Source organism: Mycobacterium sp. 2YAF39 (assembly GCF_052114565.1).
In the GTDB taxonomy this organism is placed as follows: Bacteria; Actinomycetota; Actinomycetes; order Mycobacteriales; family Mycobacteriaceae; genus Mycobacterium.
In genome coordinates, this window is the sequence record NZ_JBFREZ010000003.1 from 596,294 (window position 1) to 623,285 (window position 26,992).

Genomic DNA, 26,992 nt, shown 5'->3' on the forward strand with positions numbered 1-26,992 from the left:
GGCGAACAGCACATGCTTCGAGTGCTACTTGCTGTTCATGAGCAGAACGGCGCCGCCGCCCACGACCGCACCGATGAGCAACAGTACGGCCAGCGTCGGACTGACCAGCCACCACACCAGACCCAGCCCGATGATCACCGGGGAGGCGACGAACAGCACCATGCCCGGGTGCTGCTTGATGACCGCGAGAGCGCTCTGCGCACGTACCCGGTCAATTTCTTTAGCCATGTCACCAGAATGCCAGCCCGTTGGCCTACTTTTGGCACCATGACAGGACCTAACAACGGAAGCTGGCGGCCCGACCCCGAAGGACGGTACGAGCATCGCTGGTGGGACGGCCAGCAATGGACTGATCAGGTATCGCACCAGGGTCAGGTCGGCCGGGCGCCACTGGGCGGCGGCGCACCTGCGGGTCCGCAGCCGCCACAACAGCAGGCGGGACCACCCCAGGCGGCTGTCGTCGGTGGCCAGCCTGCGGGCGACGGCTTCTCGGGCATCACAGGCGATCTCGTCGACGGTCGATTCAGCGAGAAGGAAGCCAAGCCGATCGCGAATCAGAACTCGAAGCTGCTGCGCGTGCGACTCGGTGAACCGTTCATGGCCCGCCAGGGCGCGATGGTCGCGTATCAGGGCAATGTGGACTTCGCGTTCGAGGGCGGCGGCGCATCGAAGTTCATCAAGAAGGCGCTGACGGGTGAGGGCCTGCCGCTGATGCGGTGCCAGGGTCAGGGCGACGTGTTCCTGGCCGAGCGCGCATACGACGTACATCTGCTGAACCTGAACAACTCCGGCTTGTCGATCAGCGGCAAGAACGTCCTGGCCTTCTCGGCCAGCCTCGACTGGAACATCGAGCGCGTGAAGGGCGGCAGCATGGTGGCCGGCGGGCTGTTCAACACGACGCTGCGCGGTACGGGTTGGGTGGCGCTGACCACCGACGGCCCACCGGTGGTCCTCAACGCGGCGGAGGCACCGACGTTCGCCGACACCAACGCGGTGGTGGCGTGGTCGGCGAACTTGCAGACCCAACTCAAAACGAGCTTCAAGGCAGGCGCACTGATCGGCCGCGGTTCGGGCGAGGCGGTTCAGGTGTCGTTCTACGGACCGGGCTTCGTGATCGTCCAGCCGTCGGAGGGCATGCCGACCGTCACCACCGCGTAGTCCGACGTCACAACTCCAGCAGCACCGTCACGGGGCCGTCGTTCACGAGTTCGACCTGCATATGCGCCCCGAACACGCCGGTCTGGACCTCTGCGCCGAGTTCGCGCAGGGCATCGGCGAACGCCGTCACCAGCGGTTCGGCCACCGTCCGCGGGGCGGCGGCGTTCCACGCGGGTCGACGGCCCTTGTCGGTGTTCGCATAGAGCGTGAACTGACTGACGACGAGAATCGGCGCGCCGACATCGGCTGCCGACTTCTCGTCGTCGAGAATGCGTAACTGCCAGAGCTTTTCGGCCACCCGCTGCGCCTTCGACGTGTCGTCGTCGTGGGTGACACCCACCAGGGCGACCAGCCCCTGGCCCGCGGGATGCACCGCCCCGACCACCTCACCGTCGACTCGGACCGCCGCCGAGATCACCCGTTGAACCAGAACGCGCATGGTTGCCGATGCTGCCACGCGCGCTCAAGACGTAAAGCATCCGGACCCGCGTTTCCATACCCCATGGGGGTATGGTACTAATGGAGTCATGAGGACGACAACGGTCACCGTAACCGGAATGAGCTGTGGGCACTGCGCCACATCGGTGCGCGAGGAGATCACCGACATTCCCGGTGTGCGAGCGGTCGACGTGGACCTCGTCAGCGGCAACGTCACCATCGACAGTGACAACGAGGTCGAGACCACCGCCATCAGGAGTGCCGTCGAGGACGCCGGCTATCAGCTGGCGAGCTGATGAAGACGGGTCAAAAGGTCACCGCCTTCATCGTCGGCCTCGCAGCGGTATTCGCCGTATCCGTCTGGATCGGCAACGCCGTCGGTCCCCGGGAAGCGACGATGACGGCCGCACAAGAACTGCCCGGCGGATTGCAGTCGACCCAGGACGGATACACCCTCGAGCTGGCTGACCCGCTCGCGGCGGCGCAGGCCGATGTGCCGCTGCGGTTTCGCATCCTGAGCCCGACGGGGGCGCCGGTGAAGCGGTATGTCGAGACCCACGACAAGCTGCTGCACCTGATCGTCGTTCGCAACGACCTCGCCGTCTTCCAGCACGTCCATCCGACCCTCGACGCAGAGGGCACCTGGACAGTGCCGCTGAACCTCACCCGCGCCGGTGACTACCGGGTCTTCGCCGACTTCATGCCCTCGGGCGGCCCCGCGTTGACGTTGGGCGCCAACCTGCACGTCGCCGGCAAGTACGACCCGCAACCGCTGCCCCCGGCATCGACGACAACACAGGTGGACGGCTTCACGGTGAAACTCAGCGGGACACCTGAAGCCAACGACGCGTCGATGCTGACACTCTCGATCGAGCGGGACGGTAAGCCCGTCGACGACCTGCAGCCGTACCTCGGCGCCTACGGCCATCTCGTCGCGGTGCGGGCATCGGATCTTGCCTATCTACACGTCCACCCGATGGGTGAGCCGGGCGACGGCACCACGGCCCCTGGTCCAGACATCGTGTTCCACACGACGTTTCCCAGCACGGGCTCCTACCGACTGTTCCTCGACTTCCAGCACGGTGACGTGGTCCGCACCGCCGCGTTCACCGTGAATGTCAGCGAGGCCGCGCCGACGACGGCACCCGCCGCCGGTGGCGGCGGCCATCACCACTGACATGACCGTCGTCGAACTCTCGGTCGACGGCATGACCTGTGCGTCGTGCGCCAACCGAATCGAGAAGAAGCTCAACAAGATCGGCGGTGTCACCGCGACGGTCAACTTTGCGACCGAGAAGGCCCGTGTCGAGTTCGGCGACGACGTGACCGCCGACCAACTGGTGGCGACGGTCGAGGACGCCGGATATCAGGCTCATCTGCCGACGTCGGAACCGGCCGAGACGGACGGTGATCCGACCAACGCACTCCGTGTGCGGCTGCTGATCTGCCTGGCGCTGGCGGCGCCGGTCGTGGCGATGGCGATGGTGCCCGCGTGGCAGTTCGCGTACTGGCAGTGGCTGTCGCTGGCTCTTGCGACGCCCGTAGTCCTCTGGGGCGCATGGCCGTTCCACCGGGCGGCATGGGCGAATCTGCGCCACGGCACCGCGACGATGGACACGCTGATCTCCATCGGTACCCTTGCGGCGCTGGGGTGGTCGATCTACGCGCTGTTCTTCGGTGCTGCGGGCACACCGGGGATGACCCACGCCTTCGAGCTGACGATCGGACGCGCCGACGGCAGCGGCAACATCTATCTCGAGGCCGCAGCGGGAGTCACCACGCTCATACTTGCGGGCCGGTATTTCGAGGCGCGGTCGAGGCGACGTACGGGTGCCGCACTGCGAGCGATGCTCGAACTCGGCGCCAAGGATGTCACGGTGGTCAGAAACGGCGCCGAACAACGCATCCCGATCGAGCAGCTGAAGGTCGGCGACGAGTTCGTGGTGCGCCCGGGCGAGAAGATCGCTACGGACGGCGTGGTGGTTGAGGGACACTGCGCTGTCGACGCATCGCTGCTGACCGGGGAATCGGTACCGGTGGAGGTCGAACCGGGCTCCGATGTGGTCGGTGCCACCGTCAACACCGACGGCCGACTCGTGGTGCGGGCGAGCCGGATCGGCGCCGACACCGCACTGGCTCAGATAAGCCGGCTGGTCGAGGAGGCCCAGAACGGCAAGGCGCAGGCTCAGCGGCTGGCCGACCGGATCTCCGGGGTCTTCGTGCCGATCGTCATCGCGTTGTCCGTTGCGACGCTCGGATTCTGGATCGGCACAGGCGGATCGGTCGCGGTGGCGTTCACAGCGGCGGTCGCGGTGCTGATCATCGCGTGCCCCTGCGCGCTGGGCCTGGCGACACCGACGGCCTTGATGGTGGGCACCGGCCGGGGCGCGCAACTGGGCATCTTGATCAAGGGCCCGGAGGTGCTGGAATCGACAGATCGGGTCGACACCATCCTGTTGGACAAGACGGGCACCGTGACGACCGGCACGATGACCCTTGTCGACGTGATCACGGCCGGTGGTGAGCAGCCCGACCAGGTCCTGCGACTGGCAGGTGCGCTCGAGGCGTCATCCGAACATCCGATTGCCAAGGCGATCGCGGCCGGCGCACGGGCGCGGCTCGGGGAACTGCCTGCGGCAGTGGATTTCACCAACCTCCGGGGCCTCGGCGTCCGCGGCGTCGTCGACGGCATCGATGTGGCCGTAGGTCGCGAGCGGCTGTTCACACATGTGCCCACGGAACTCGTCGAGTCGATGCGGAGTGCGGAATCCGAGGGCAGGACGGCGGTCGTCGCAGGCCGTGACGGCGCGGCGCACGGCGTGCTGGTGGTCGAGGATGCCGTCAAGCCGACATCCGCCGACGCTGTCAAAGAGCTTCGCGCTCTGGGTCTTACGCCGATTCTGCTGACCGGCGACAACGAGACGACGGCCCGCACGGTTGCGCAGCAGGTTGGAATCGACGAGGTGATCGCGGGTGTGCTGCCTGCGGACAAAGTCGACGTGGTCAAACGGCTGCAGGCCGACGGCAAGGTGGTGGCGATGGTGGGCGACGGCGTCAACGATGCGGCCGCGCTCGCCCAAGCCGACCTCGGTCTGGCGATGGGCAGTGGCGCGGACGTGGCGATCGAGGCAAGCGACCTGACACTTGTCCGCGACGACCTGCGCACCGTCGGGGACGCGATCAGGCTGTCGCGGCGGACGCTCGCGACCATCAAGGGCAACTTGTTCTGGGCGTTTGCCTACAATGTCGCCGCGTTGCCGTTGGCGGCAGCAGGTTTCCTAAATCCGATGATAGCCGGTGCCGCAATGGCTTTCAGCTCAGTCTTCGTCGTCAGCAACAGCCTGCGCTTGCGCCGCTTCAAGCCGTCGCGCTGATCAGCCCACCAGCTCCGGGTGGAACTTGGCCGCCATTCGGCGCAGCCCGTCTTTCCAGTCCACAGCCGCGGGACCGATGAGTTCGCGCATGAACGTGACGTCGAGGGGGTTGCCGCGCAACGCCTGATCGCTTTCCCTGAACGACGGCTCCGCGCCGACGAGTGAGCCGAGGTACGTGCACCACTCCTGGATGCTGACGAACTGCTCACTGGCCCAGTTGATCGTCGTCGCCGGAACCGAGGCCACCTCAAGGAGTTTCGGGATGGTCGCGATGATGTCGTCCTCGTGCATCAGGTTGTAGCGGGCCGGCCCACCGGGCGGGACCGGGATCGGCGCACCGTTGAGCATCATCTCCATATGGAAGAACGGCCATCCGCCGTTGTCGCCGTACGGCACGTTCAGCCGGGCGATGGTGCTGGGAATGCCCAGGGCACGGGCCATCGTGCGGACCACGACTTCGCCTGCGATCTTGGAGATGGAATACGTTGGTAACAAAGGCTTGTGGTTGTCACCGAGGACGGCGCGTTCAGCGCGCGGATCGTCATCGGGCGGGTCGTAGACGGCCCCCGATGAGCAATGGAGGAAGGCCTTCGCCGAACGGCAGTGGGCCATGAGGAGTCCGACCGACTCCGCATTGGCGGCGAGATCCTTGTCCCACCGGCCGCTCTTGGCCACGGCAAGGTTGATGACGTAGTCGAAATCCGACGGGATCCCGGTGAAGTCTCCGCGGGCCAGGTTGACCGCCTCGCAGTGCACACCCGCCTTCGTGAGACCGTCCCGCGCGGCGGTGTCGGTGAAACGGGCGATGCCCCACACCTCGTTGTCCGCCGCCAAGGCTTTCGCGACCGGGGTGGCGACCTGTCCGGTCGGGCCGGTGATGAGGATCTTTGAACCGCGCATCGGCTGATCGTAAGCGACCGCGCAACGACTACAGAGTCGCGTTGACCGGTCCGAGCAACAAGCAGTTGGGATCGGTCGTGTAGTCGAAGATCGCACTGCAACCCCGACCCGTCGACGCGTATGTCGCGCCGGGCTGGTAGGGCTCATAGAACACCTGCGTCGGAACCGCATTTCTGGCGTTCGTGCACTGTTCCGACCCGCCCTGGATGGACAGGCATGCGATGCCGTACTTGGGCTTCCACGGCGCCAGGCAGCCGGCGGGGGTCAACGTGGCTGTCACCTTCGTCACGCCATTGACCTGGACCACCTGCGGCGGCGACAGCGTGTAGTTGCACGGACCCGGGTTCGGTGGCGGCTGGGCGTGCGCCCCACCGGCGCAGGCAAGTCCGCCCAGCACGACGGCTGAGCTCATCCCGATAACCATGGCGGCCCGGTTCATTCCTGGATCGTAGACGAACCGCCGCCGTCTTCGGGCTGGTCTTGGGCTATCGAAGGTCAGTCCGCCAGCCGGGCCCGGAAAACCTTGGTCTCTCCCTTGACACCCTTGAAGTGGCGCGCACCCGCGAACGACCACACAAACCGGTCGGCAGAGCCGATCGCCTCGCGTGCCGGTTCGGCGACCAACACCGAATCCGGCCGTGCGGCACCGGTCACCCGGCTGGCGACGTTCACGGGACTGCCGAACCAATCCCCGGCGCGACTCACCGCCGAGCCGTAGGACATGCCCACCCGGATCTGCGGGAAGTCCTCGTACTTCCCGGCCACGGCAAGCAGATCCAGCGTGGTGCTCAGCAGCGCTGCCGGGTCCGGGCTGACGAGCATCACCGCGTCGCCGATGGTCTTGACGAACCTGACCGGCGGCGAGACGACATCGTGCGCCATGGACGTGAGCCGACGGGCCAGGCTCTCCAGTTCCTCCGGGGGCACCGCTTCGCCGAGGCGTGTGAAGCCGACCAGATCCGCGAACGCCACGGCGACACTGCGCGCGCCAGGCAGCGTGCCCGCGGCGCGTTCGGCCGCGCTGACCGCTTCGATCTCCAACGTGTGGCGGAGCTGCACCCGCAGGACGTCCTCGCACAGTGGACCGAGCAGAGGTGACACGTCCCGCACCAGCACCTCATAGGATTTCGCGAGCTCCAGTTCGGAAGCCCCCGGTGTCAGGACTGCCTCCAGCACGACCTCCCGCATGGCTTCCGCGGTCTGCGCCAGGCCGTGCCCGAGCACTCTCGCCACCGCGATCACCTGGTCCCGGCTCAGGCCCATGTCGAGGAAGATCTTGATGCGCGCGGCCGCCTGGATGTCGGCGCGCAGATGAATGGCAGCGTCCGGATCGTCGGCTCTGGGCAGACCGAGTGCGGACTGCATCGCCTCGAGCAGTTCCAGATCGATGCCGACCTCGTCGCATATCTGACGGGCCGGAACATGCACGCCGTCATTGCCGACGATGCGCCCCGCGGGCAGCAGCATCGGCGAAACCTCGTCCCGGATCTGGTCGACACCGAAACCCTCGCTCAGCAGCCACTCGATGAGTTCGGCCCGCTCGGTACGGGCGCTGCCCTCGAGGCCGTCGAGTAGTCCGGACGCCTCGATGTCGAAGTCTTCGGCCACCGGGTCAAGGTATACCGCGGCCGCATGCGATATTCGCTTCATGACCGCTGTCGCCGCCGGGGCGGCTCCGTGACCGCGCCCCTGGTGCATGGGCTTCCGCCGATCGCCGGCGAGGGCGCACACACGCTGATCCTCGGCAACATGCTCAGCGTGATGTCCGTGGCGTCTCAGCAGTACTACGGCAATCCCCGCAACGCGTTCTGGCGGATCACCGGTGAGCTCTTCGGATTCGCCGCCGACGACCCCTACGACGACCGGGCCGCCGCGCTTGTCGCCAACGGCTTCGCGGTCTGGGATGTGCTGAAATCATGCAGGCGCGCAGGCAGCCTGGATTCGGCGGTCCAGCCGGACAGCATGGTGCCCAACGACTTTGGCGAGCTGTTTCGAACGCATCCGGGTATCACCCGGGTCTTCTTCAACGGTGCGGCCGCGGAGGCGAACTTCAACCGGTTCGTCCGGGACGCGCCGGATGTGCAGTACCGGCGTCTCCCGTCGACGAGTCCGGCACAGACCATGCGCTACGAGGAGAAGCTGGCCGCCTGGCGCGACGCTTTAGCCGCACGTCAATAACGTTCCCAGCCGAAGCGACTCGCCTATTCTCAGGTCAGCAGCAATGCGGGCAGGCGGAGATTGGATGACGGCGGCGGTGATTTGCCGGGCGTGCGGCGCGCAACCACGCGCCGAAGCGCGGTTCTGCGATGCCTGCGGGGCCCAGATCGAGGCGCCGACGGCCGAGTACAAGCAGGTGACCGTGCTGTTCGCCGATGTGGTCCGTTCGATGGACCTGGCGTCGACCGTCGATGCCGAACGGCTTCGCGAGATCATGGCTGAACTGTTCGACCGCTCCGCGGCGATCGTGCAACGGTACGGCGGGACGGTGGACAAGTTCACCGGCGACGGAATCATGGCCGTCTTCGGCGCACCGACAACGTTGGAAGACCACGCCTTGCGCGCATGCCTGGCTTCCCTGGACATCCAGCATGACGTCGGCGCCACGTTGCAACTCCGGATAGGCCTGAACTCGGGCCAGGTCATCGCCGGTGAAATCGGCTCGGGGAAGGCGGGTTACACGGCGATCGGTCAGCAGGTCGGCATGGCTCAGCGGATGGAATCCGTCGCGCCGCCCGGTGGAGTCATGCTGAGCGAGTCCACGGCACGGCTTGTGGAGCAGGCCGTTGTGCTCGGTGACCTGGAAATGGTTCAGATCAAGGGTTCCGAAGAACCTGCGCCGGCGCGAAGGCTACTGGCCATCAGCGAACACCGGCCATCGCGCCGTACGGAATCGGCTCTGGTCGGACGCAGTTGGGAGCTCAACACGATCGCCGCGATCCTCGACGAGGCCATGCTCGGCGCGGGCTGCGTCGTCACCGTCGTCGGGCCACCGGGCATCGGCAAGAGCCGGCTGATCCGGGAAGCCACAGCGATCGCGGACGTACGCGGGGTGGAGGTCGTCGGCACATACTGCGAGTCGCATGCGCACGACGTCCCGTTCCACGCATTGGCCAGATTGCTGCGCTCGGGAATGGGAATCACCGATCTGAACGCCGCGGACGCCCGCAGCCGTGTACGTGAACAACGTGGCGACGCGGACCCGGAAGATCTCGAGATCCTCGACGACCTACTCGGAATCCGAGACCCGACGGCCCCACTACCTGACATTGCCCCCGACGCGCGGCGCCGAAGGTTAACGGCGCTGGTCAACTCCGCCGCCCTCGCGGGTCCCGACCCGACCGTGTACGTCATCGAGGACGTGCACTGGATCGACGACGCAAGCGAATCGTTGCTCGCCGATTTCCTCGCGGTGGTGCCCCAGATCCCGGTCTTGACGCTGATTACCTATCGGCCCGAGTACCGAGGACCCCTGAGCCAGATGCCTGGCGCGCAGACGATCGCGTTACGGCCACTGAGTGAGGCACAGGCCACGACGCTGACGGCGCAACTGCTGGGCGCCGATCCACCACTCTACGATCTCGCCGGACGAGTGGCTGAACGCGCGGGCGGCAATCCATTTTTCGCCGAGGAGATGGTGCGCGACCTCGCTGAGCGCGGAGTGATCGACGGTGATCCGGGTTCCTACACGCTGAGAGGTGACATCGAAAGCGTCGATGTGCCTGCCACCCTGCACGCCACCATCGGAGCCCGCATCGACCGCCTCGACGGCGTAGCCAAACGAACGCTGAACGCGGCAGCGCTCATCGGGTCGCGGTTCGATGCCGATCTGCTGTCCTCACTGGTCGATGAGCCCGATGTAGTACCGCTGATCGCCGCGGAACTCGTCGACCAAGTGACGTTCGGTCCTGTCCCCCAGTACGCGTTTCGGCACCCGCTGATCCGCGCTGTTGCCAACGATTCACAGCTCAAATCCGACCGCGCCCAGCTACATCGACGGCTGGCGTCGATCATCGAGGACCGCGATCCAGGCTCGGCTGACGCGAACGCCGCATTGATCGCGGAGCACTTCGAGGCCGCAGGCGATTTGCACTCAGCGTTCGAATGGCACATGCGTGCTGCGTCTTGGGTGAATCACCGCGACAACAAGGCGGTGGCGAGTAGCTGGCGAAGAGCGCAACAGGTGGCCGATCGACTTCCCGATGATGACCAAGATCGTCTTAGAATGCGAATTGCACCCCGAACCATGCTGTGCGCGACGGGGTTCCGGCTGATCGGCCGCGGATTCGCCTCCGGCTTCGACGAACTGCGCGATCTGTGCCTCGCCGCCGATGATCTGCGGTCGCTAGCTGTTGCGATGTCGGGTCCGGTAATGGAGCTCTCATTTGACGCGCGCCGACGCGAGGCGTCCAGACTCGCCGACGAACAAGTCCGACTGCTCGAGTCCATCGACGATCCGGATCTCACCCTCGCCCTGATCAATGCTGCGATATCGGTCAAGTATGAAACCGCAGAGGTTTGCGAGCTTCTGCGGCTGGCCGAGCGCGCCATTGGCCTCGCCGGCGGCGATGCAAAGAAAGGGGGACGGCTCGCAACGAGCTCCCCGTTGTCAATGGCGTTCGCCTTTCGGAGTCTGGCCCGCTGGTGCCTGGGGATCACCGGTTGGAAAGGCGACGCCGAGAAGGCCGTACAGATGGCAAACACGGCGGAGCCGGTTACCCGTGCGGGTGCGATGTATTACGCATACTCCGTGCCGATCCTGAACGCGGTGCTGCAGACCAGCGAGGCGGCGGTACACGAGACGATCGAAACATTCTCTCAGGCAGAGCAATCCGGTGAAGATGTCGCGTTGGGGTTGGCCCAAAGCAATCTGGCCATTGCACTGGTGTGTCGCGGTACCGACTCGCGTGCTGAGGGGTTAGAACGTATTGCGCAAGTTCGCGAGCTTGCACTACAGGAACGTCACTCCAGGACTGCGCTACCGCTCCTCGACGCGATCATCGCTCGGGACCGGGTGCAGCAGGGTGAACTCGATGGGGCAATCGAGCTGTCCCGATCGGTGATACGCGAGGAAATCGACGGCGGAGGCGCGATGTGGATTCCGATGGCGACAAACCACTTCGTAGAGGCCTTGTCGCAGCGCGACGCTGAAGGAGATATCGCGGAGGCGCAGGCGGCGATCGACCAGCTGGCCGCCTTGCCGACAGACCCCGGATACGTCCTCAACGAGATCTGGTTACTCCGGATGCGAGCGCTGCTGGCCCGGGCACAAGGCGATGACGCGAGATACCGTGACTACCGTGACCGCTACCGAGAGACGGCCACCTATCTCGGTTTCGAAGGCCACATGGCGATGGCCGACGAGATGCCATGACGGCCGCGGCTAGGACACCGGGGGCCGACGGTCCGCCCACGGTCGCGCCTTCTCGATCTGTGCGCTCAGTGACAGCAGGGTCGCCTCGTCGAACGGCCTGCCCGCCAGCTGAAGCGATGTCGGTATTCCGTTGCCGTCGAAGCCCCACGGCACGACGGCGGCAGGCTGGCCCGTGACGTTGAACAACGCCTGGAACGGCACCCGCGCCGCGACGAGTGTCAGCGTCGAGACCGCACCGCGGCGCTGGTACGCGCCGATGCGCGACGGACCCAACGCCGTGCCCGGTGTGATGACGACATCCACGTCGTCGTAGATCGACATGATGCGTTCGGTGATCATGCTCTCCGCCGCCCTGATGCGATTGATCCGCTCCTCCGAGATCAGTCCACCGATCCGCGCGAAGTTCCGGGTGCGGGGTTCGAGTCGCTCCGGCCGTGCCAGCGTCTGGACATCGTCGTACACACCGCGGAAGTACCGGGCCAGTGCATGGGCTATCGCGGTGGGCGGATAGTCGGGATCTCGAACGACGACCTGATGCCCTAGCTCGCGCAGCAGCACAGCCGAATCCTCGAGCGCCGCCCGCTGCTGGGCACCCACCCGGGTCACCACTCCCGCAGGCACCTTGGTGCTCAACGCGATTCGCAACCGGCCGGGCTCCTTCGCCGCGGCGGCGACGAAGCCGGACTCATCACTCGTCACGTCCAAAAAGAGTGCGGCGTCTTCGACCGATCGCGCTATGGGGCCGTTGACCACGAGGCCGATCCACGCGTCATCGTGAGGTGCCAACGGGACGCGATCCCGCTGCGGCTTGATCCCGAACAGTCCGCACCACGTCGCCGGAATCCGGATCGAGCCCATGCCGTCGGACCCCAACGCCATCGACGCGAGTCCCGCGGCGACCGCCGCGGCACTGCCGCTGCTGCTGCCGCCAGGGGCGTAATCGGTGTTCCACGGATTTCTCGTCGCACCGAACGTGATGGTCTCGGCGAACGACCACACCGTCATCTCGGGCACGGCGGTCTTCCCGACGATGACGGCACCCGCCTCGCGCAGACGCCGAACCACCTCGGCGTCGGCGGTGCGAGCGGGCCCGTGGGCCGACGTCCCGCACGTCGTCACCTCCCCCGCGACGTCGACGTCGTCCTTGATGGCGATCGGCACACCGAGCAGTGGGAGCCGCTCACCTGCATCCAGGTGGGCCTGTGCGGCGGCGGCCTGCTCCCGAGCGCTGTCGGCAAGGACGACGCGATAGGACCGTAGTTGGGGATCGAGGCGGGTGATGCGCTCCAGGTACACCTCGAGCAGTGCCGGCGCGGTGATGGTTCCGTCCGCCAGCATCCGTGCCTGGGCCGCAGCGCCGGCGAAGGCGACTTCACGATCGTCCATGTGAACCTCAACTCCCGAACGTACCGGCGCATTCACCTTCGCCCGGAGAGCGTAGCCGCCCCACTCGTCGAGTGGGCCGGCCGAAGGCGCGGCGAGGGGCGCTAACGTGGCGGAATGCCCTGTGTGTTCTGCGCTGTCGTCGCCGGCGAGGCTCCGGCCATCAAAATCTATGAGGACGACGACTATCTGGCACTGCTCGACATCCGGCCGTTCACCCGGGGCCACACCCTCGTCATCCCCAAAACGCACTCCGTCGACCTGACCGACACGCCGCCGGACACGGTCGCCGCCATGGTGACCATCGGGCAGCGGATCGCCCGCGCGGCCCGACAGTCCGGTCTGCACGCCGACGGCAACAACGTCGTCATCAACGACGGCAAAGCGGCCTTCCAGAGCGTGTTCCACATCCACCTGCACGTGCTGCCACGGCAGAGTGGCGACAAGCTGGCCTTCGCCAAAGGCATGCTGGTGCGCCGCGACCCCGACCGCGAGGAATCGGGGCGCCTTCTTCGGGAAGCGCTGGCGAAACTCGACTCCGCTGCGCAGGATTGACCCATGGCGTCACGCGTTCAGCGAGCGATGTTGAAGGTACTGAGCATCCACGACATGGTGTATCAGGGGACCAACGGCTGGATCGGCCACCGCCTGCCCTTCGCCCCGCCGAATCTGTTGCTGCGGTCGATCGGAGCGAAAACGGGTGCCGCCAGAACGAATTCGCTGACCTATGCGCGGGACGGCGCGAACTATCTGATCGTCGCATCGAACGCCGGCGCGAGACGGTACCCGGCCTGGTACCACAATCTGAAGGCGCATCCCGAGATCGAGATCAACGTGGGCCGCAAACGATTTCCGGTCACAGCGCGGATCGTGGGGCCCGACGACGCCGACTACTCCCGGCTCTTTCGGATCGCCGACGAGAACAACAGCGGCCGTTACACGGCCTACCAGAAGAAGACGACGCGACCGATCTCCGTCATCGAGCTGACGCCGGCCTAGCGCCGTTAGAACAATTCCTTGGCCAGCAGTTCCAGGGTCTTCTCCCGCGCGGGTGCTGTCGAAGGTTCGGTGCCGCGGCGCGCCGAGGCCGCCGGGTTGACCATCACCTCGTCGACACCGAATTCGTCGGCGAGCAGGCGTATCTGGTCGGCCGCCTCGGCCGGTGACCCGACGACGGAACGGCGCAGAACGGCTTCGGCGACGCTCTGTGCCTGCGGGCTGATCACGGTGGATTGGGCATCCTCGACGAGATCCAGCGGTCCGAGCGGTTGACCGGTCCGCAGCCGCGCCATCATCTGCAGGTTGGGTAGCGCCAAAGCCATTGCCTCGTCGTGTGTTTCGGCAACAATCGCGTTAACGGTAAGGAAGGTCAGGGGCTCGGGCGCCAGCTCACTGGGCCGGAACTCCGACCGGTACACCGCCAGCGCCTCGGCAGTGCCCTGGCCCGAGAAGTGGTGCGCGAACACATACGGCAGACCCTTCGCGGCGGCCAGGTGCGCCGAGTACATCGAGGAGCCGAGCAGCCACAGCTTGGGCTCCGTCACCGCGGCAGGGGTCGCCTTGAGGACGTACCGCTGGTTCGGGATCGGCACCCGCACACCGTGCGCACTCATCAACGCGACGACGTCATCGAGGTACTCGGGGAAGGCCTCGATATCGCGATCGTCACGGCCGGCGGCGCCGCGCAGAGCCATCGATGTGACCGGGTCGGAACCGGGCGCCCGGCCGATGCCGAGATCGATGCGCCCGGGGTGTGCCGCCTCCAGCAGCGCGAACTGTTCGGCGACGGCCAGCGGCGCGTGGTTGGGCAACATGACCCCGCCAGAGCCAAGCCGCAGCTGTGTGGTGTGCGCGGCCAGATGGGCGATGACCACCGGCGGGCTGGTCGCCGCGACCGATGGCATGTTGTGGTGCTCGGCGATCCAGTAGCGGGTGTAGCCCAGCCGGTCAGCGGCCTGCGCCAGGCGGGTCGAGGCCGCCAGCGCATCCGATGTGGACTGGTCGGTGCGTACCGGGACGAGGTCTAGGACAGAAAGGCGCATTGCACCTTCAACGCTACGTCGTCCCCTCGCCTTCCCCGACGGACACATCTAGTCGACGGACGCCAGCGCCTTGGCCTCGCCGAACACGTCGTCGAGCATCTGCGGGGTGAGTCGCCCGGTGAACGTGTTCTGCTGGCTGGGGTGATAGCAGCCGATGAGCGTGACGTCGCCAAAGTCGGCGGTCGCGCCGTGTCCGAACTTCGGCGCAGGCGACCCGACGACACCACCGCCGTTGCGAATCATGTCCAGCACTGCCCGCCACCCGAACCCGCCGAGCGCGATGATCACCCGCACCGACGAATGCGTCAGCCGCCACTCGGCGTCCAGCCACGGCGCGCATGCATCCCGCTCCTTCGGCGTCGGCGCGTTGGCGGGCGGCGCACACCGAACCGCGGCCGCCACCCGGGTGTCGTTGAGCATCAACCCGTCAGCGGCGTCAACGCAGACCGCCTGATTCGCCAGGCCTGCGCGGTGCAGCGCGGCGAAGAGGAAATCGCCGGAGCGGTCACCGGTGAACACCCTGCCGGTGCGGTTACCGCCGTGCGCCGCAGGCGCCAGCCCCACGATCATCACGCGCGGCCGCGGCGACCCCCACCCGGGTATCGGCCGCCCCCAATACGGTTGGTCGGCGTAGGACTTGCGCTTGACGACGGCGACTTCCTCACGCCACGCCACGAGCCGGGGACACGCTCGACACACCGATATCTCGGCGTCCAGCTGCTCGATCGTCGTCACAGCGCGTGCCAGCCGGACCACCTGCGACGGCGTCGTCGCGACCGCGGTCGCGGACGAGGCCACGTCACCGGGCCACCCGGCGCCCGGTGGTACCGGCGAATCGAACAGCGCGCCGGTGCGCGGATGGGCGAGCTTCACGGTCACATGAACACTGTGCATGCGGCCCAAATTGGAATGCCGGGCGGCCCTGGCCGCTGCTAGATTCGTCCCGATCCTTATGACGAACACCAAGCGCGGCCCGCTGTACCTGATTCTGTTCGCCGCGCTGATGGCAGGTGCAGGCAACGGCATCTCGATCGTGGCATTCCCGTGGCTTGTGTTGCAGCGCAGCGGCTCTGCCCTCGAAGCATCCATCGTGGCCATGGCGGGGACGCTGCCGCTGCTGGCGGCCACGCTGATCGCGGGCGCCGCGGTGGACTACCTCGGGCGCAGGCGCGTCTCGATGATCGCCGACACGTTGTCGGCGGTGTCGGTGGCGGCGGTACCGGTGCTGACGCTGGCTTTCGGGGTCGACGTCATCAACGTCGCGGTGCTTGCGGCGCTGGCCGCCCTCGGCGCGTTCTTCGATCCGGCGGGCATGACCGCCCGCGAGACGATGCTGCCCGAGGCAGCCGGTCGTGCGGGCTGGACCCTCGATCGGTCGAACAGCGTCTACGAGGCGGTCTTCAACCTGTCCTACATCGTCGGACCGGGCATCGGCGGTCTGCTGATCGCCACGCTCGGCGGCGTCAACACCATGTGGGCGACCGCGACCGCGTTCATCCTGTCGATCGTCTCGATCGGCGTGCTGCGACTCGAGGGCACCGGCAAACCCGCCCGGGACACGCTGCCGGAGAACGTCTGGGCGGGCATCGTCGAAGGCCTGCGATTCGTCTGGCACCACCCGGTGTTGCGCACGTTGGCGTTCGTGGATCTGGCGGCGACCGGCCTGTACATGCCGATGGAAAGCGTTTTGTTCCCGAAGTACTTCACCGACCGCAACGAGCCCGCGCAACTGGGGTGGGTGCTGATGGCGCTGAGCGTCGGCGGCCTGATCGGTGCGCTGGGATACGCGGTGCTGTCGAAGCACATGAGCCGTCGCACCACCATGTTGACCGCGGTCATCACCCTCGGCGTGGCGATGACCGTGATCGCGTTCTTGCCCCCGCTACCGCTCATCCTCGTGCTGTGCGCTGTCGTCGGGCTGGTGTACGGGCCGATCGCCCCGATCTACAACTACGTCATGCAGACGCGGGCGCCCAAGCATCTGCGCGGCCGGGTGGTTGGGGTGATGGGATCGCTGGCATACGCCGCGGGCCCTCTCGGATTGATCCTCGCGGGCCCACTCGCCGACGCGGCGGGACTTCATGCGACCTTCCTGGCGTTGGCGCTGCCGATGTTGCTTCTCGGCGTCATCGCGGTGTTTCTCCCGGCCTTGCGGGAACTGGACCGCCCGCCCGCGCAACCGCCTGCCTGAGCTCTCTCATCGCGCCGCGGCCGGCCCCGCGCGAGCGATCGAGGCGAGTTCCTCGCGGGAGCTGGCCCCGACCCGCTGACAGGCGCGGTACACGTGCCCCTCGACGCTGCGTACGGACATCACCAGCCGGTCGGCGATCTGACGGTTCGACAGACCGGCAAGGACGAGTTCGACGATCTCCCGCTGACGGCCGGTCAAGGGCTGGCCCGCCGGACTGCGCAACGCCGGTGTGCACAGCCCACCGCATGCGTCGCTGAGTTCCTTCGCCACCGCGGCGGCCCACAGACCGCGCTTGCGCTGCTGGGCTCCGGTGAAGGCGACGGCCGCCTGCGCGGCGACATCGGCGGCCGCAGCGCGGTCGCCGATCGCCCGGTATTCGCCCGATGCCGCCAGCAGCCCTTCACCGTCGCCCGCGGCCAACGATTTCATATGGCGGGCAACGGCTTTGGCCAGCGGCAGCCCCAGCTCGTCAGCGAGCTCGCGGGCACGCTCGGCTCCAGATACGTCGCCCCACTGCGCCGCCACCTGCAGACAGGCGAGTTCGTGTGTCGGCTGATTACGTTCACGCGCTGTGGCGCCCCCCGACTGCACCGTGGCGATCGCCTCGGTGACGCAGCCGTTCGCCGCGAGCGACCACCCGGTGGCGACGCTCAGCGCGGTCTGCATGAACAGGTAGTCGGGCGGCACACAGGACTGCGCCTCGGCGATCGCGGCCCGTGCGGCGTCCGCCTCGCCCAGTTTCGCGTGCGTCTCGGCAAGCAGGAAACAGGTGGCGGGTCGCAGACCGGTTGTGACACCATGCCTTTCGACGCCCGCGAGTGCCTCGTGCAGGAGTTTCACGGCGACCCTGACGTTGCCGCGCATCAGTTCGACGACACCCATCAGGGAAGCCAGGTTCGCGTACGCCAGGCTCGGAACCTCATGTGCGGAGTCGGCGACCCGCGCAACCATGGCGACGCATTCGTCGATCCTGCCGGTCAGCCTGCATGCCCGTGCGTAGACGGCACCGAACCAGAACCGCATGTGCGACGCCTGGAACGATGTGATGGCGCGGCCGAGGGCGGCCTGCGCCACGGTGGTGAGGTCATCACCCCGGCCCAGTGCCCCCAGCGCCATGGTCAACGCAACCGACGCCATCATCGCGTGGTAGTCGGAAAGGAAGCCGGAATCCAGTGCCGCTGTGGCCTTTTCCGCTGCGAAGTCACACCGCGCGGATGCCGCGTCAACACATGCCTGGACCGCCATCCGCGCAGCAGTGTCGGCCGCCGATTCCGGGCCAAGTGCCAGATCGTCGAGCAGCGCGGCAGCATCGTTACACCGGCCGAGCATCCAGATCAGGTTCGCGGCCCGCAGCGTGGCCCACTGGTTTGCGCCGTCGGCGCCGTCTTCGCCGATCGCGCGCAAGACGTCCTCGGTCTGAGGACCGCGGCCGAGCAGCAACAGATTCATCGCCCGCACTCCGAGGGCCTCGGGAGCCCCGGCCGTTGCCGCCGCGGTGGCGAAGCGATCGGCCAAATCGAGGTCCAGCAGAGTCATCGCGAACTGCGCGGCCTGCAGGCACAGTTGCGGGTCCGGCGGCAGATCGGACTCCAGCGCAAGCAGGGCCCGCCGCACGGTCGCCTGGGAATCCGCATCCGGATCCTTTGCGAGCCGCTGCGCCAATCGGCCGCGAATCTTCGACAAGTACATCTCGCCTGCGGCGGCGCGGCGCAGTTCGCCGTACAGCGGATGGGCCATCCGGGCCATGAGGTGATCGCCGGAACGCTCGATGGTGATCAGTTTCATCTGCTCGGCACTCTCGAGGTCGCCCCGCCCCACCAGATCGCACAGCACGTCGACGGCGAGTGGTTCGCACTGGGACAGGGTGTCGACGACGAGGGCCACCTCCGGGCTGAGTTCGTGTAGTTGCCTGCCGACCATGTCGCTGATGCTCTGCGATACCGCGACGTCGCCGTCCCACATCCAGACACCGGAGATCATCCGCATCCGGCCCGCGGCCACCTGGTCGTTGACGAGCTGATGCAGGAAGAGCGCGTTTCCGCCGGTGAGCTTCCAGAAACGCCGCGCGGTTCGGGCGTCCACGGCGCCGCCAAGAACGGTCTCGATCATGGCGCATGTGGCGTCGACGGTCAGCGGCTCCAGGTCTAGACGCGTGAGCAGACCGTCCTTCCACAGGGCGGTGATGGCGTCCGGTGGCTTCGTGCCTGCCCGCATGGTCACCACGAGGCGGGCGCCGCGGCTGTGGGCGAGCTGGTGAACGACGTGTGCGGACAGTCCGTCGAGAAGGTGTGCGTCATCGACGCCGATCAGGATTCGGCCCTGACGCTGTTGAGCGACAAGGGAATTGATCAGGTGCCGCACGTTGGGCATCGGATCGGCGATCGCATCGCTGATCAGGGCGGTGAAGGCGCCGAGTGGCAGCGCCCGCGCGGATTCGGTGCCGACGATCCAGTTCGTGCGCTCCCCCGCACTCTCGGCGCGCATAAGGACTTCGCGTGCGAGCCGGGTCTTCCCGACGCCCGCCGCCCCCACGATCACCACGCCGGAATTCCTGCTACCCCCGCTGAGCGCGCGACGAATCGTTGAGAGCTCGCCGTCCCGGCCCGCCAGCGGATCCCCGCTGATCACGGCGCGACTATAACGCGCGTCAATTTCGTATGCGGGTATTTCGTTATCTGGTTACAGACGGTGATCTCCGCGGTTACAGATACGGCCGCCAGGGGTAACCCCGACCTAGATGTGATGCGCACCACAATCGAGGTCAAACCATGTATCAGCAAGTTCTTGATCCGGTCGCCGATTCGCTCGCCTGGAGTGCGGTGGTCGCCGCGTTACCGCTCCTGCTGCTCTTCGTGATGCTCGGCGCGTTGAAAGTGACGGCCTGGGTGGCGTCGCTGATATCGCTGGCCGTCAGCATCGTGATCGCGGTCCTGGTCTACGGGATGCCCATCGGACAAACCCTGCTCGCGGGAACCGAGGGCGCCGCGTTCGGTTTCTTCCCGATCCTGTGGATCGTCATCAACGCGATCTGGGTGTACCAGATGACCGTGGAGACCGGCCATTTCGACGTATTGCGGCGATCCTTCAGCCAGGTGAGCGACGACCAGAGGATTCAGGCCATCATCATCGCGTTCTCCTTCGGCGCGCTGATCGAGGCGCTGGCCGGATTCGGCACACCGGTCGCGGTGACATCGGTGATGCTGATGGCGCTCGGCTTCAAGCCGCTGAAGGCCGCCGTGCTGGCCCTCGTCGCCAACACCGCACCCGTCGCGTTCGGCGCCATGGCGACGCCGATCATCACCCTGGGCAAGGTCACCGAGCTGCCCGTCGACACGCTGGGTGCCATGGTGGGTCGGCAGACACCGATTCTGGCGCTGCTCGTACCGCTGGCGCTCGTCGCCATCGTCGACGGCTGGCGCGGTATCCGGGAGACCTGGCCGGCCGCGCTGGTCTGCGGGGTGGTCTTCTCAGTCGCCCAGTACGCCACCTCGAACTTCCTGTCGGTGCCGTTGGCCGACGTGGTTGCGTCGCTCTTGTCGGCCGCCGCGGTGGTCGCCTTGGTACGGGTCTGGCGACCGAGGCACGCCTACACCGAGCAGCCGGCGGTCGTCGCGGGCGGCGCGGCCGACGAACCGTCCGCCGATTTCGCTCAGCGGGTCGAGAACGCCGACGCCGGCCACGATTCGCGTGCCGACGTCATCCGCGCGTATGCGCCGTACGCGATCATCATCGCGGTCTTCGTCGTGTGTCAGATCTCCGTGGTGAAGAGCCTGCTCGACAAAGCGACGTTCGCCTTCAACTGGCCGGGACTCGACGTCGTCGACCCGAACGGCAAGGCGTTGTCACTCACGAAATTCAGCCTCAATCTGCTGACGACTCCTGGCACCCAGATGCTCGTCGCCGGCATCCTCACCATGATCGCGCTGAAGCTCTCCGCACCACGGGCACTCAAGGCCTACGGGGTGACACTGCACCAGCTCCGCTGGGCCATCGTGACGGTCATGACGGTGCTCGGGCTGGCCTTCGTGATGAACCTGTCCGGGCAGACGATCACCCTCGGCACCTGGATGGCCGCGGCGGGTGGCGCGTTCGCGATCCTGTCGCCCATTCTGGGATGGCTGGGGGTCGCGGTCACCGGCTCCGACACCTCCGCCAATTCGCTGTTCGGCGCACTCCAGGTGACGGCTGCGAACCAGGCCGGGCTTTCGGAGGTTCTGATGGCCGCGTCGAACAGTTCCGGCGGCGTGCTCGGCAAGATGATCTCGCCGCAGAACCTCGCCATCGCGGCCGCGGCCGTCGGCCTCGACGGCAAGGAGGGTGACATCTTCCGCCGGGTGGTGCTGTGGAGCCTGGGCTTTCTCTTGCTGATGTGCATCCTGTCCGGATTGCAGGCCTCGCCCGTGCTGTCCTGGATGGTGCCGTCGTGACGACTCGTAGCATCGAACCGTGAGCGCTCTCGAGAGCCTGATAGCCGATCTCCCCGACGGCACGGTCGTCACCGACCCCGACATCCTGGAGTCATACCGGCAGGACCGCGCGTTCGATCCGAACGCGGGAACGCCGCTGGCGGTGGTGCGTCCGCGGTGCACCGAGGAAGTGCAGACGGTGCTGAGATGGGCGACCGCCAATAAGGTGGCGGTCGTGCCCCGCGGTATGGGCACCGGATTGTCCGGCGGGGCAACCGCTTTGGACGGCGCGCTCGTACTCACCACCGAGAAGATGCGTGATATCGCCGTCGACCCGGTGACCCGCACGGCGGTCGTCCAACCGGGTCTGCTGAACGCCGAGGTCAAGAAGGCGGTCGCCGAACACGGGCTGTGGTACCCGCCGGATCCGTCGTCCTTCGAGATCTGCAGCATCGGCGGCAACATCGCGACCAACGCGGGCGGATTGTGCTGCGTGAAGTACGGCGTAACCACCGACTACGTGCTCGGTCTCGAGGTGGTGCTGGCCGACGGCACCGCGGTGCGACTCGGCGGGCCGCGCCTCAAGGACGTCGCGGGCCTGTCGCTGACCAAGCTGTTCGTCGGCAGCGAGGGCACGCTGGGTGTCATCACCGAGGTGACGCTGCGACTGCTGCCGCCGCAGCGGGTGGCCAGCACCGTCGTCGCCACGTTCGACAACGTCGAGGCCGCCGCGCAGTCCGTGGTCACCATCACCGGCAAGATGCGGCCGTCGATGCTGGAATTCATGGACTCGGCATCGATCAACGCCGTCGAGGACAAACTGCGAATGGGGCTCGACCGCTCGGCTGCCGCGATGATGGTCGCGGCCACCGACGACCGCGGACAGTCAGGTGTCGAGGACGCCGAGTACATGGCCGAGGTGTTCACCGAACACGGTGCCAAAGAAGTCTTTTCGACCAGTGACCCGGACGAGGGTGAAGCATTCGTCGCCGCCCGGCGGTTCTGCATCCCCGCCGTGGAGCTGAAGGGCTCGCTGCTGCTCGAGGACGTCGGCGTCCCGCTGCCCGCGCTTGCCGATCTCGTCGCTGGTGTCGGCAAGATCGCCGCGAACCACGACCTGATGATCTCGGTGATCGCGCATGCCGGCGATGGCAACACGCACCCGCTGATCGTCTATGACCCCGCCGACACCGCGATGGCCGAGCGCGCCCATCAAGCGTTCGGCGAGATCATGGATCTGGCCGTCGGCCTCGGCGGCACGATCACCGGCGAGCACGGCGTCGGACGCTTGAAACGCCCCTGGCTGGAGGGTCAGATCGGCCCCGACGCGATGGAACTCAACCGGCGCATCAAGGCCGCGCTGGACCCCGGCAACATCCTCAACCCCGGCGCGGCCATCTAGCGGGGCATACAAATCGCTGTGCGTTATCTGCGACAGACCGATTAATCTGCCGCTATCTATTGACACGTTAATAGGCTCTGTCGTATCAATGAGACATGACGGCTACTCTGTCTCAGAGCTCGTCCGCTCGGTTTCAGCTCGCGACCGCCGAATCGTGGGCCAGCCCATGGGCGATGTACCGCGCGCTGCGTGACCACGATCCCGTGCACCACGTCGTCCCCGACGACAGACCCGATCACGACTACTACGTGATGTCACGGCACGCCGACATCTTCACGGCGGCGCGCGACCACGAGACGTACTCGTCGGCCCAGGGCCTCACGGTCAACTACGGGGAACTCGAACTCATCGGTTTGGCCGACAACCCGCCGATGGTCATGCAGGACCCGCCGGTGCACACCGAGTTCCGCAGGTTGGTGTCGCGAGGATTCACACCACGCCAGGTCGAGGCGGTCGAGCCCAAGGTGCGCGACTACGTGATCGAGCGAATCGAGCGCATCCGCTCCAACGGCGGCGGCGACATCGTCGCCGAATTGTTCAAGCCGCTGCCGTCGATGGTGGTCGCGCACTACCTCGGTGTGCCGGAAGCCGACCGCGACAAGTTCGACGGCTGGACCGAGGCGATCGTCGCGGCGAACACCGCCGAGGGCGGCGTGGTCGGGGCGCTGGGCACCCTCGGTGACGCGCTCGGAGAGATGATGGCGTACTTCACCGCGCTCATCGAAAAGCGACGCGTCGAGCCCGAGGATGACACGGTCTCCCATCTCGTTGCCGCCGGTGTCGGCGCGGACGGCGACATCGCGGGCGTGCTGTCGATTCTGGCGTTCACCTTCACGATGGTCACCGGCGGCAACGACACCACGACCGGCATGCTGGGCGGTTCTGTGCAACTGCTACACCAGCGACCCGACCAGCGAAAGCTGCTGGCCGACAACCCCGATCTGATCCCCGACGCCGTCGACGAGTTCCTGCGCATCACCTCGCCGGTACAGATGCTCGGGCGGACGGTTACCCGCGACGTCACGGTCGGCGACACCACGATCCCCGAGGGGCGCCGCGTGATGTTGCTCTATGGATCGGCCAACCGCGACGAACGTCAGTACGGCGACGATGCGGGCGAACTCGACGTGACGCGTCAACCGCGCAACATCCTGACCTTCAGCCATGGCGCCCATCACTGCCTCGGTGCCGCGGCCGCCAGGATGCAGTCGCGGGTCGCACTGACAGAGCTGATGACGCGGATGCCCGACTTCGAGGTCGACGAAGACGGAATCATCTGGGCCGGAGGCAGTTACGTACGTCGACCATTGTCGGTTCCGCTCACGGTCAAAGTCTGATGCCCGGCGATTGGCTGGCCGCACAGCGGACCGAGGTGGCCGCCGACCGGATTCTGGATGCTGCCGGTGAGCTGTTCGCCCAGAAGGAAGCGGCCACCGTTGGCATGCACGAAATCGCCTCGGCCGCGGGCTGTTCCCGGGCCACGCTGTATAGATATTTCGAAAATCGGGATGCGCTTTACACCGCCTACGTACACCGTGAGAGCTACCGGCTCTACCGCGACATGACCGATCAGGTCGCTTCGGTGGCCGATCCGCGCGAGCGTCTGATCGAGGGCATGATGGTATCGCTGCGCAACGTCCGCGAAAGTCCGGCGCTCGCATCGTGGTTCGCCAAGGCGCAGCGGCCAATCGGCGCCGACATGGCCGAACAGTCCGAGGTGATCAGGGCACTGACCGAGGCCTTCGTGATCTCGTTGGCACCCGACGAGGCCGACGTCGTCGCGCACCGGGCCCGCTGGCTGGTGCGAGTGATGATGTCTCTGCTCGTCTTTCCCGGCCACGACGAGGCCGACGAGCGGGCGATGCTCGAGGAGTTCCTCGTGCCGATCATGGTGCCCAACCAACCCGACCGGGCGGGTTAGCGTCCCGCTACTGGCGAGACATCGAGATGTTCAGTTTGGCCTCGGCGGTGACCAGGTGGTCGTGGCTGTCTTCGCCGACGTCGATCTTCACCCAGTCGATGACACCGTTGAACTTGTTGCCGTGCGCCGCGTAGTCCTGCGATGCCGGTGAACCGGTGTCGGAACCCACATCACAGGCTTCGTCGGCCGAGAACGCCAACGGTTCCGTGCGTTCCACCCTGCCGTTGCCGACAGCCTTGCCGTCGTAGTAGAGCGTGACGGTTCCGCCCTTGCCCAGCCCGCCGCCGTCGTAGCTGAACTCCATCTGCAGCTGATGCTCCCCGCTGGGAATCGGCTCGTCGGCGGTGACGTAGAAGTAGTCGATGCCGAAGAAGTTGTAGCAGTACTTCAATGCGCCCTCGTGCGCATAAAGCGACCAACCGCCGACACCGCCACCCTGGGTCACGATCACACCTGCGGCACCCGCATCGGGCACCGTCACTTTCGCGCTGACCACATGCGATCGGTTCTTGATGTTCACGACACAGTTCTCCAACAAGCGCATTCCGGAGAACAATGTCTGGCTGTTGCCACTGATCAGTTTGGGCCGCCCGGCGATGTCGGCATCGAAGCGTTCCACTGACCGGTCGTCGATCGGGACCACGTTGTACTTGGTGGCCTCGATCAGCCACAACCGTTGCAGCTCAGCCAATTTCTGCGGGTTCTCGGCAGCGAGGTTGTGCGCCTGGGTCCAGTCGTCGGGGCCGTAGAGTTCCCATACGTCGTCGTCCAGCGCCGGCTGACCGCTCATCAGCCAGGGTGTGCGGTGTTTGGTGACCGCGGTCCAGCCCTTGTGATAGATGCCGCGATTCCCGAACATCTCGAAGTACTGCACCACATGGGTTTCCGGCGCGTCGCCGGCGCGCAGCGTGGACATCATGCTGACACCCTCCAACGGCGCCTGCTGGATGCTGTTGACGATGGTCGGCGCGGGAATGTCGGCCGCCTCCAGGATCGTCGGAGCGACATCGATGACGTGATGGAACTGATCGCGTGTTTCGCCCTTGTCCGCAATGCCGTTCGGCCAGTGCACGATGGTGCCGTTGCGGGTGCCGCCCCAATGCGACGCCACCTGCTTGGTCCATTGATACGGTCCGCACAGTGCGTGCGCCCAGCCCACGGCGTAGTGGTTGTAGGCATTGGGCGTTCCGAAGTCGTCGATCTTGGACATGAGGAACTCGGTGGTCTCGAGCCCAGCCATACCGTTGAGCGTGACCATCTCGTTGAAGCACCCGTTGGGTGTGCCCTCGGCCGACGCACCGTTGTCGCCGATGATGTAGTAGATCAGCGTGTTCTCCAGCGCGCCCAGATCGTCGATCGCATCGACCAGCCTGCCGATCTCGTGGTCGGTCTGCTCCAGGAACCCGGCGTAGATCTCCATCTGACGCGCCAGCACCGGTTTGAGGTCGGCGGGCATATCGTCCCACGCCGGAATCTCGTCGTGGCGCGCGGTCAGTTCGGCGTTTTCTGGGACGACACCCAGCGCCTTCTGTTGCGGAAGCATCCTCTCCCGCAACAGATCCCAACCCTCGTCGAACTTGCCTTTGTATTTGTCCGACCATTCGGCCGGGACATGGTGCGGCGCATGGGTGGCGCCGGGCGCGAAGTACATGAAGAACGGTTTGTCGGGCGCCAGCGCCTGCTGCTGGCGGACCCAGGTGATCGCCCGGTCGGCCAGATCCTCGGTGAGTGTGTAGCCCTCCTCGGGCGCCTTCTCCGGCTCGACGGGCGTCGTGCCCTCGAAGAGGCCCGGGTAGTACTGGTTGGCCTCCCCGCCGATGAAGCCGTAGAAATGCTCGAAGCCCGACCCGGTGGGCCACTGCCCGAACGGTCCGACCGGCGACACCTCCCACACCGGGACTTCATGACACTTCCCGAACTGGCTCGTCGAATATCCTTTGAGCCGAGGGGTTTCCGCGATCGGCGCCTTATCCTTGGGTCGGACGCTGCTGTAGCCGGGCGCGGAGGTGGCGATCTCGGTGATACCGCCCATCCCCACCGAATGGTGGTTGCGTCCCGTCAGCAACGCCTGGCGTGTCGGCGAGCACAAGGCTGTGGTGTGAAATCGGTTCAGTTTCAATCCATTAGCGGCCAGCCGGTCGGCCACCGGAGTGTTGCACGGCCCGCCGAACGCCGACGATGCGCCGAAGCCGACATCGTCAATGAGCACGATCAGCACATTCGGCGCACCCTCGGGCGGGCGCAACATCGTGATCGGTGGATAGGTGGTGTCGGGGTCTTTGGCGTCATACGTCGTCAGTCCCACGTGCTGCGGATCGGGGATCGGCAGGATGTCGCGCCGCACTGCGGGCGATCCCGCATACGACTGGCCGTTGTTGTGCGCTGACGGGCTGGGCATGGTCGTCC

23 protein-coding genes are annotated in these 26,992 nt (G+C 66.4%); 13 read left to right on the forward strand and 10 right to left on the reverse strand.

Annotated elements, in window-relative coordinates; all coding sequences use genetic code 11:
* Window positions 1-24: 24 nt before the first annotated feature.
* Window positions 25-228 (reverse strand): hypothetical protein, encoded by a 204-nt coding sequence (locus AB4Z42_RS12290; protein ID WP_442009424.1) that lies wholly within the window; start codon window positions 226-228, stop codon window positions 25-27.
* A 39-nt stretch (window positions 229-267) separates the two neighbouring features.
* Here AB4Z42_RS12290 and AB4Z42_RS12295 point away from each other — a divergent pair, with 39 nt between their 5' ends.
* On the forward strand, window positions 268-1,158 hold the full coding sequence (locus AB4Z42_RS12295) for an AIM24 family protein (RefSeq protein WP_442009425.1): 891 nt from the start codon (window positions 268-270) through the stop codon (window positions 1,156-1,158).
* 7 nt (window positions 1,159-1,165) lie between these two features.
* On the opposite strand, the gene dtd is transcribed toward AB4Z42_RS12295, so the two are convergent.
* The gene (gene dtd, locus AB4Z42_RS12300) at window positions 1,166-1,597 is read right to left on the reverse strand and encodes a D-aminoacyl-tRNA deacylase (RefSeq protein ID WP_442009426.1); all 432 of its coding nucleotides are present in this window, start codon (window positions 1,595-1,597) and stop codon (window positions 1,166-1,168) included.
* A gap of 88 nt (window positions 1,598-1,685) precedes the next feature.
* Between dtd and AB4Z42_RS12305 the strand changes: the two genes are divergently transcribed.
* The 3 genes from AB4Z42_RS12305 to AB4Z42_RS12315 are packed head-to-tail and all read left to right on the forward strand — an operon-like array spanning window position 1,686 to window position 4,970.
* Window positions 1,686-1,892 carry a heavy-metal-associated domain-containing protein gene (locus AB4Z42_RS12305; RefSeq protein ID WP_442009427.1) on the forward strand — a complete coding sequence of 69 codons (207 nt, stop codon included), beginning with the start codon at window positions 1,686-1,688 and terminating at the stop codon, window positions 1,890-1,892.
* The gene (locus AB4Z42_RS12310) at window positions 1,892-2,773 is read left to right on the forward strand and encodes a hypothetical protein (RefSeq protein ID WP_442009428.1); all 882 of its coding nucleotides are present in this window, start codon (window positions 1,892-1,894) and stop codon (window positions 2,771-2,773) included. Before AB4Z42_RS12305 ends, AB4Z42_RS12310 begins: the two co-directional genes overlap by 1 nt.
* A gap of 1 nt (window position 2,774) precedes the next feature.
* A complete protein-coding gene (locus tag AB4Z42_RS12315) occupies window positions 2,775-4,970 on the forward strand; it encodes a heavy metal translocating P-type ATPase (protein ID WP_442009429.1) in 2,196 nt (731 codons plus the stop codon).
* Here the strand turns inward: AB4Z42_RS12315 and AB4Z42_RS12320 are convergent, their stop codons facing one another.
* The 3 genes from AB4Z42_RS12320 to AB4Z42_RS12330 are packed head-to-tail and all read right to left on the reverse strand — an operon-like array spanning window position 4,971 to window position 7,478.
* Window positions 4,971-5,870, reverse strand: a complete 900-nt coding sequence (locus tag AB4Z42_RS12320) for an NAD-dependent epimerase/dehydratase family protein (RefSeq protein ID WP_442009430.1) — start codon at window positions 5,868-5,870, stop codon at window positions 4,971-4,973.
* Between the two features lie 28 nt (window positions 5,871-5,898).
* On the reverse strand, window positions 5,899-6,309 hold the full coding sequence (locus tag AB4Z42_RS12325; protein ID WP_442009431.1) for a hypothetical protein: 411 nt from the start codon (window positions 6,307-6,309) through the stop codon (window positions 5,899-5,901).
* Window positions 6,310-6,365: 56 nt separating this feature from the next.
* The gene (locus AB4Z42_RS12330; protein ID WP_442009432.1) at window positions 6,366-7,478 is read right to left on the reverse strand and encodes an adenylate/guanylate cyclase domain-containing protein; all 1,113 of its coding nucleotides are present in this window, start codon (window positions 7,476-7,478) and stop codon (window positions 6,366-6,368) included.
* A gap of 69 nt (window positions 7,479-7,547) precedes the next feature.
* On the opposite strand from AB4Z42_RS12330, the gene AB4Z42_RS12335 reads away from it, so the two are divergent.
* Window positions 7,548-8,048, forward strand: coding sequence for a DNA-deoxyinosine glycosylase (locus AB4Z42_RS12335; protein WP_442009433.1), 501 nt, complete (start codon window positions 7,548-7,550; stop codon window positions 8,046-8,048).
* 64 nt (window positions 8,049-8,112) lie between these two features.
* Complete coding sequence (locus AB4Z42_RS12340; protein ID WP_442009434.1) at window positions 8,113-11,241, forward strand: ATP-binding protein; 3,129 nt, start codon at window positions 8,113-8,115, stop codon at window positions 11,239-11,241.
* A 9-nt stretch (window positions 11,242-11,250) separates the two neighbouring features.
* On the opposite strand, the gene AB4Z42_RS12345 is transcribed toward AB4Z42_RS12340, so the two are convergent.
* Entirely contained in the window at window positions 11,251-12,627 is a 1,377-nt protein-coding gene (locus AB4Z42_RS12345) for an amidase (protein ID WP_442009435.1), read from the reverse strand.
* A 114-nt stretch (window positions 12,628-12,741) separates the two neighbouring features.
* Here AB4Z42_RS12345 and AB4Z42_RS12350 point away from each other — a divergent pair, with 114 nt between their 5' ends.
* Together AB4Z42_RS12350 and AB4Z42_RS12355 are read left to right on the forward strand one after the other, a co-directional pair.
* Complete coding sequence (locus AB4Z42_RS12350) at window positions 12,742-13,179, forward strand: HIT family protein (protein WP_442009436.1); 438 nt, start codon at window positions 12,742-12,744, stop codon at window positions 13,177-13,179.
* A gap of 3 nt (window positions 13,180-13,182) precedes the next feature.
* The gene (locus tag AB4Z42_RS12355; RefSeq protein WP_442009437.1) at window positions 13,183-13,623 is read left to right on the forward strand and encodes a nitroreductase family deazaflavin-dependent oxidoreductase; all 441 of its coding nucleotides are present in this window, start codon (window positions 13,183-13,185) and stop codon (window positions 13,621-13,623) included.
* A gap of 5 nt (window positions 13,624-13,628) precedes the next feature.
* Here the strand turns inward: AB4Z42_RS12355 and AB4Z42_RS12360 are convergent, their stop codons facing one another.
* Window positions 13,629-14,666, reverse strand: a complete 1,038-nt coding sequence (locus AB4Z42_RS12360) for an LLM class flavin-dependent oxidoreductase (protein WP_442009438.1) — start codon at window positions 14,664-14,666, stop codon at window positions 13,629-13,631.
* Window positions 14,667-14,714: 48 nt separating this feature from the next.
* On the reverse strand, window positions 14,715-15,560 hold the full coding sequence (locus AB4Z42_RS12365; protein ID WP_442009439.1) for a uracil-DNA glycosylase: 846 nt from the start codon (window positions 15,558-15,560) through the stop codon (window positions 14,715-14,717).
* Between the two features lie 58 nt (window positions 15,561-15,618).
* On the opposite strand from AB4Z42_RS12365, the gene AB4Z42_RS12370 reads away from it, so the two are divergent.
* Entirely contained in the window at window positions 15,619-16,857 is a 1,239-nt protein-coding gene (locus AB4Z42_RS12370; RefSeq protein ID WP_442009440.1) for an MFS transporter, read from the forward strand.
* A 6-nt stretch (window positions 16,858-16,863) separates the two neighbouring features.
* Here the strand turns inward: AB4Z42_RS12370 and AB4Z42_RS12375 are convergent, their stop codons facing one another.
* Entirely contained in the window at window positions 16,864-19,485 is a 2,622-nt protein-coding gene (locus AB4Z42_RS12375; protein ID WP_442009441.1) for a LuxR C-terminal-related transcriptional regulator, read from the reverse strand.
* Window positions 19,486-19,625: 140 nt separating this feature from the next.
* On the opposite strand from AB4Z42_RS12375, the gene AB4Z42_RS12380 reads away from it, so the two are divergent.
* From AB4Z42_RS12380 to AB4Z42_RS12395, 4 genes are all read left to right on the forward strand, one after another.
* Complete coding sequence (locus AB4Z42_RS12380; protein WP_442009442.1) at window positions 19,626-21,284, forward strand: L-lactate permease; 1,659 nt, start codon at window positions 19,626-19,628, stop codon at window positions 21,282-21,284.
* Between the two features lie 19 nt (window positions 21,285-21,303).
* Window positions 21,304-22,665: an FAD-binding oxidoreductase gene (locus AB4Z42_RS12385; RefSeq protein WP_442009443.1), complete on the forward strand. Its 1,362-nt coding sequence runs from the start codon at window positions 21,304-21,306 to the stop codon at window positions 22,663-22,665.
* Window positions 22,666-22,760: 95 nt separating this feature from the next.
* Window positions 22,761-24,002: a cytochrome P450 gene (locus tag AB4Z42_RS12390; protein WP_442009444.1), complete on the forward strand. Its 1,242-nt coding sequence runs from the start codon at window positions 22,761-22,763 to the stop codon at window positions 24,000-24,002.
* Entirely contained in the window at window positions 24,002-24,586 is a 585-nt protein-coding gene (locus AB4Z42_RS12395; RefSeq protein WP_442009445.1) for a TetR/AcrR family transcriptional regulator, read from the forward strand. Before AB4Z42_RS12390 ends, AB4Z42_RS12395 begins: the two co-directional genes overlap by 1 nt.
* A gap of 7 nt (window positions 24,587-24,593) precedes the next feature.
* Here the strand turns inward: AB4Z42_RS12395 and AB4Z42_RS12400 are convergent, their stop codons facing one another.
* The gene (locus AB4Z42_RS12400; RefSeq protein WP_442009446.1) at window positions 24,594-26,984 is read right to left on the reverse strand and encodes an arylsulfatase; all 2,391 of its coding nucleotides are present in this window, start codon (window positions 26,982-26,984) and stop codon (window positions 24,594-24,596) included.
* Window positions 26,985-26,992 lie beyond the last annotated feature (8 nt).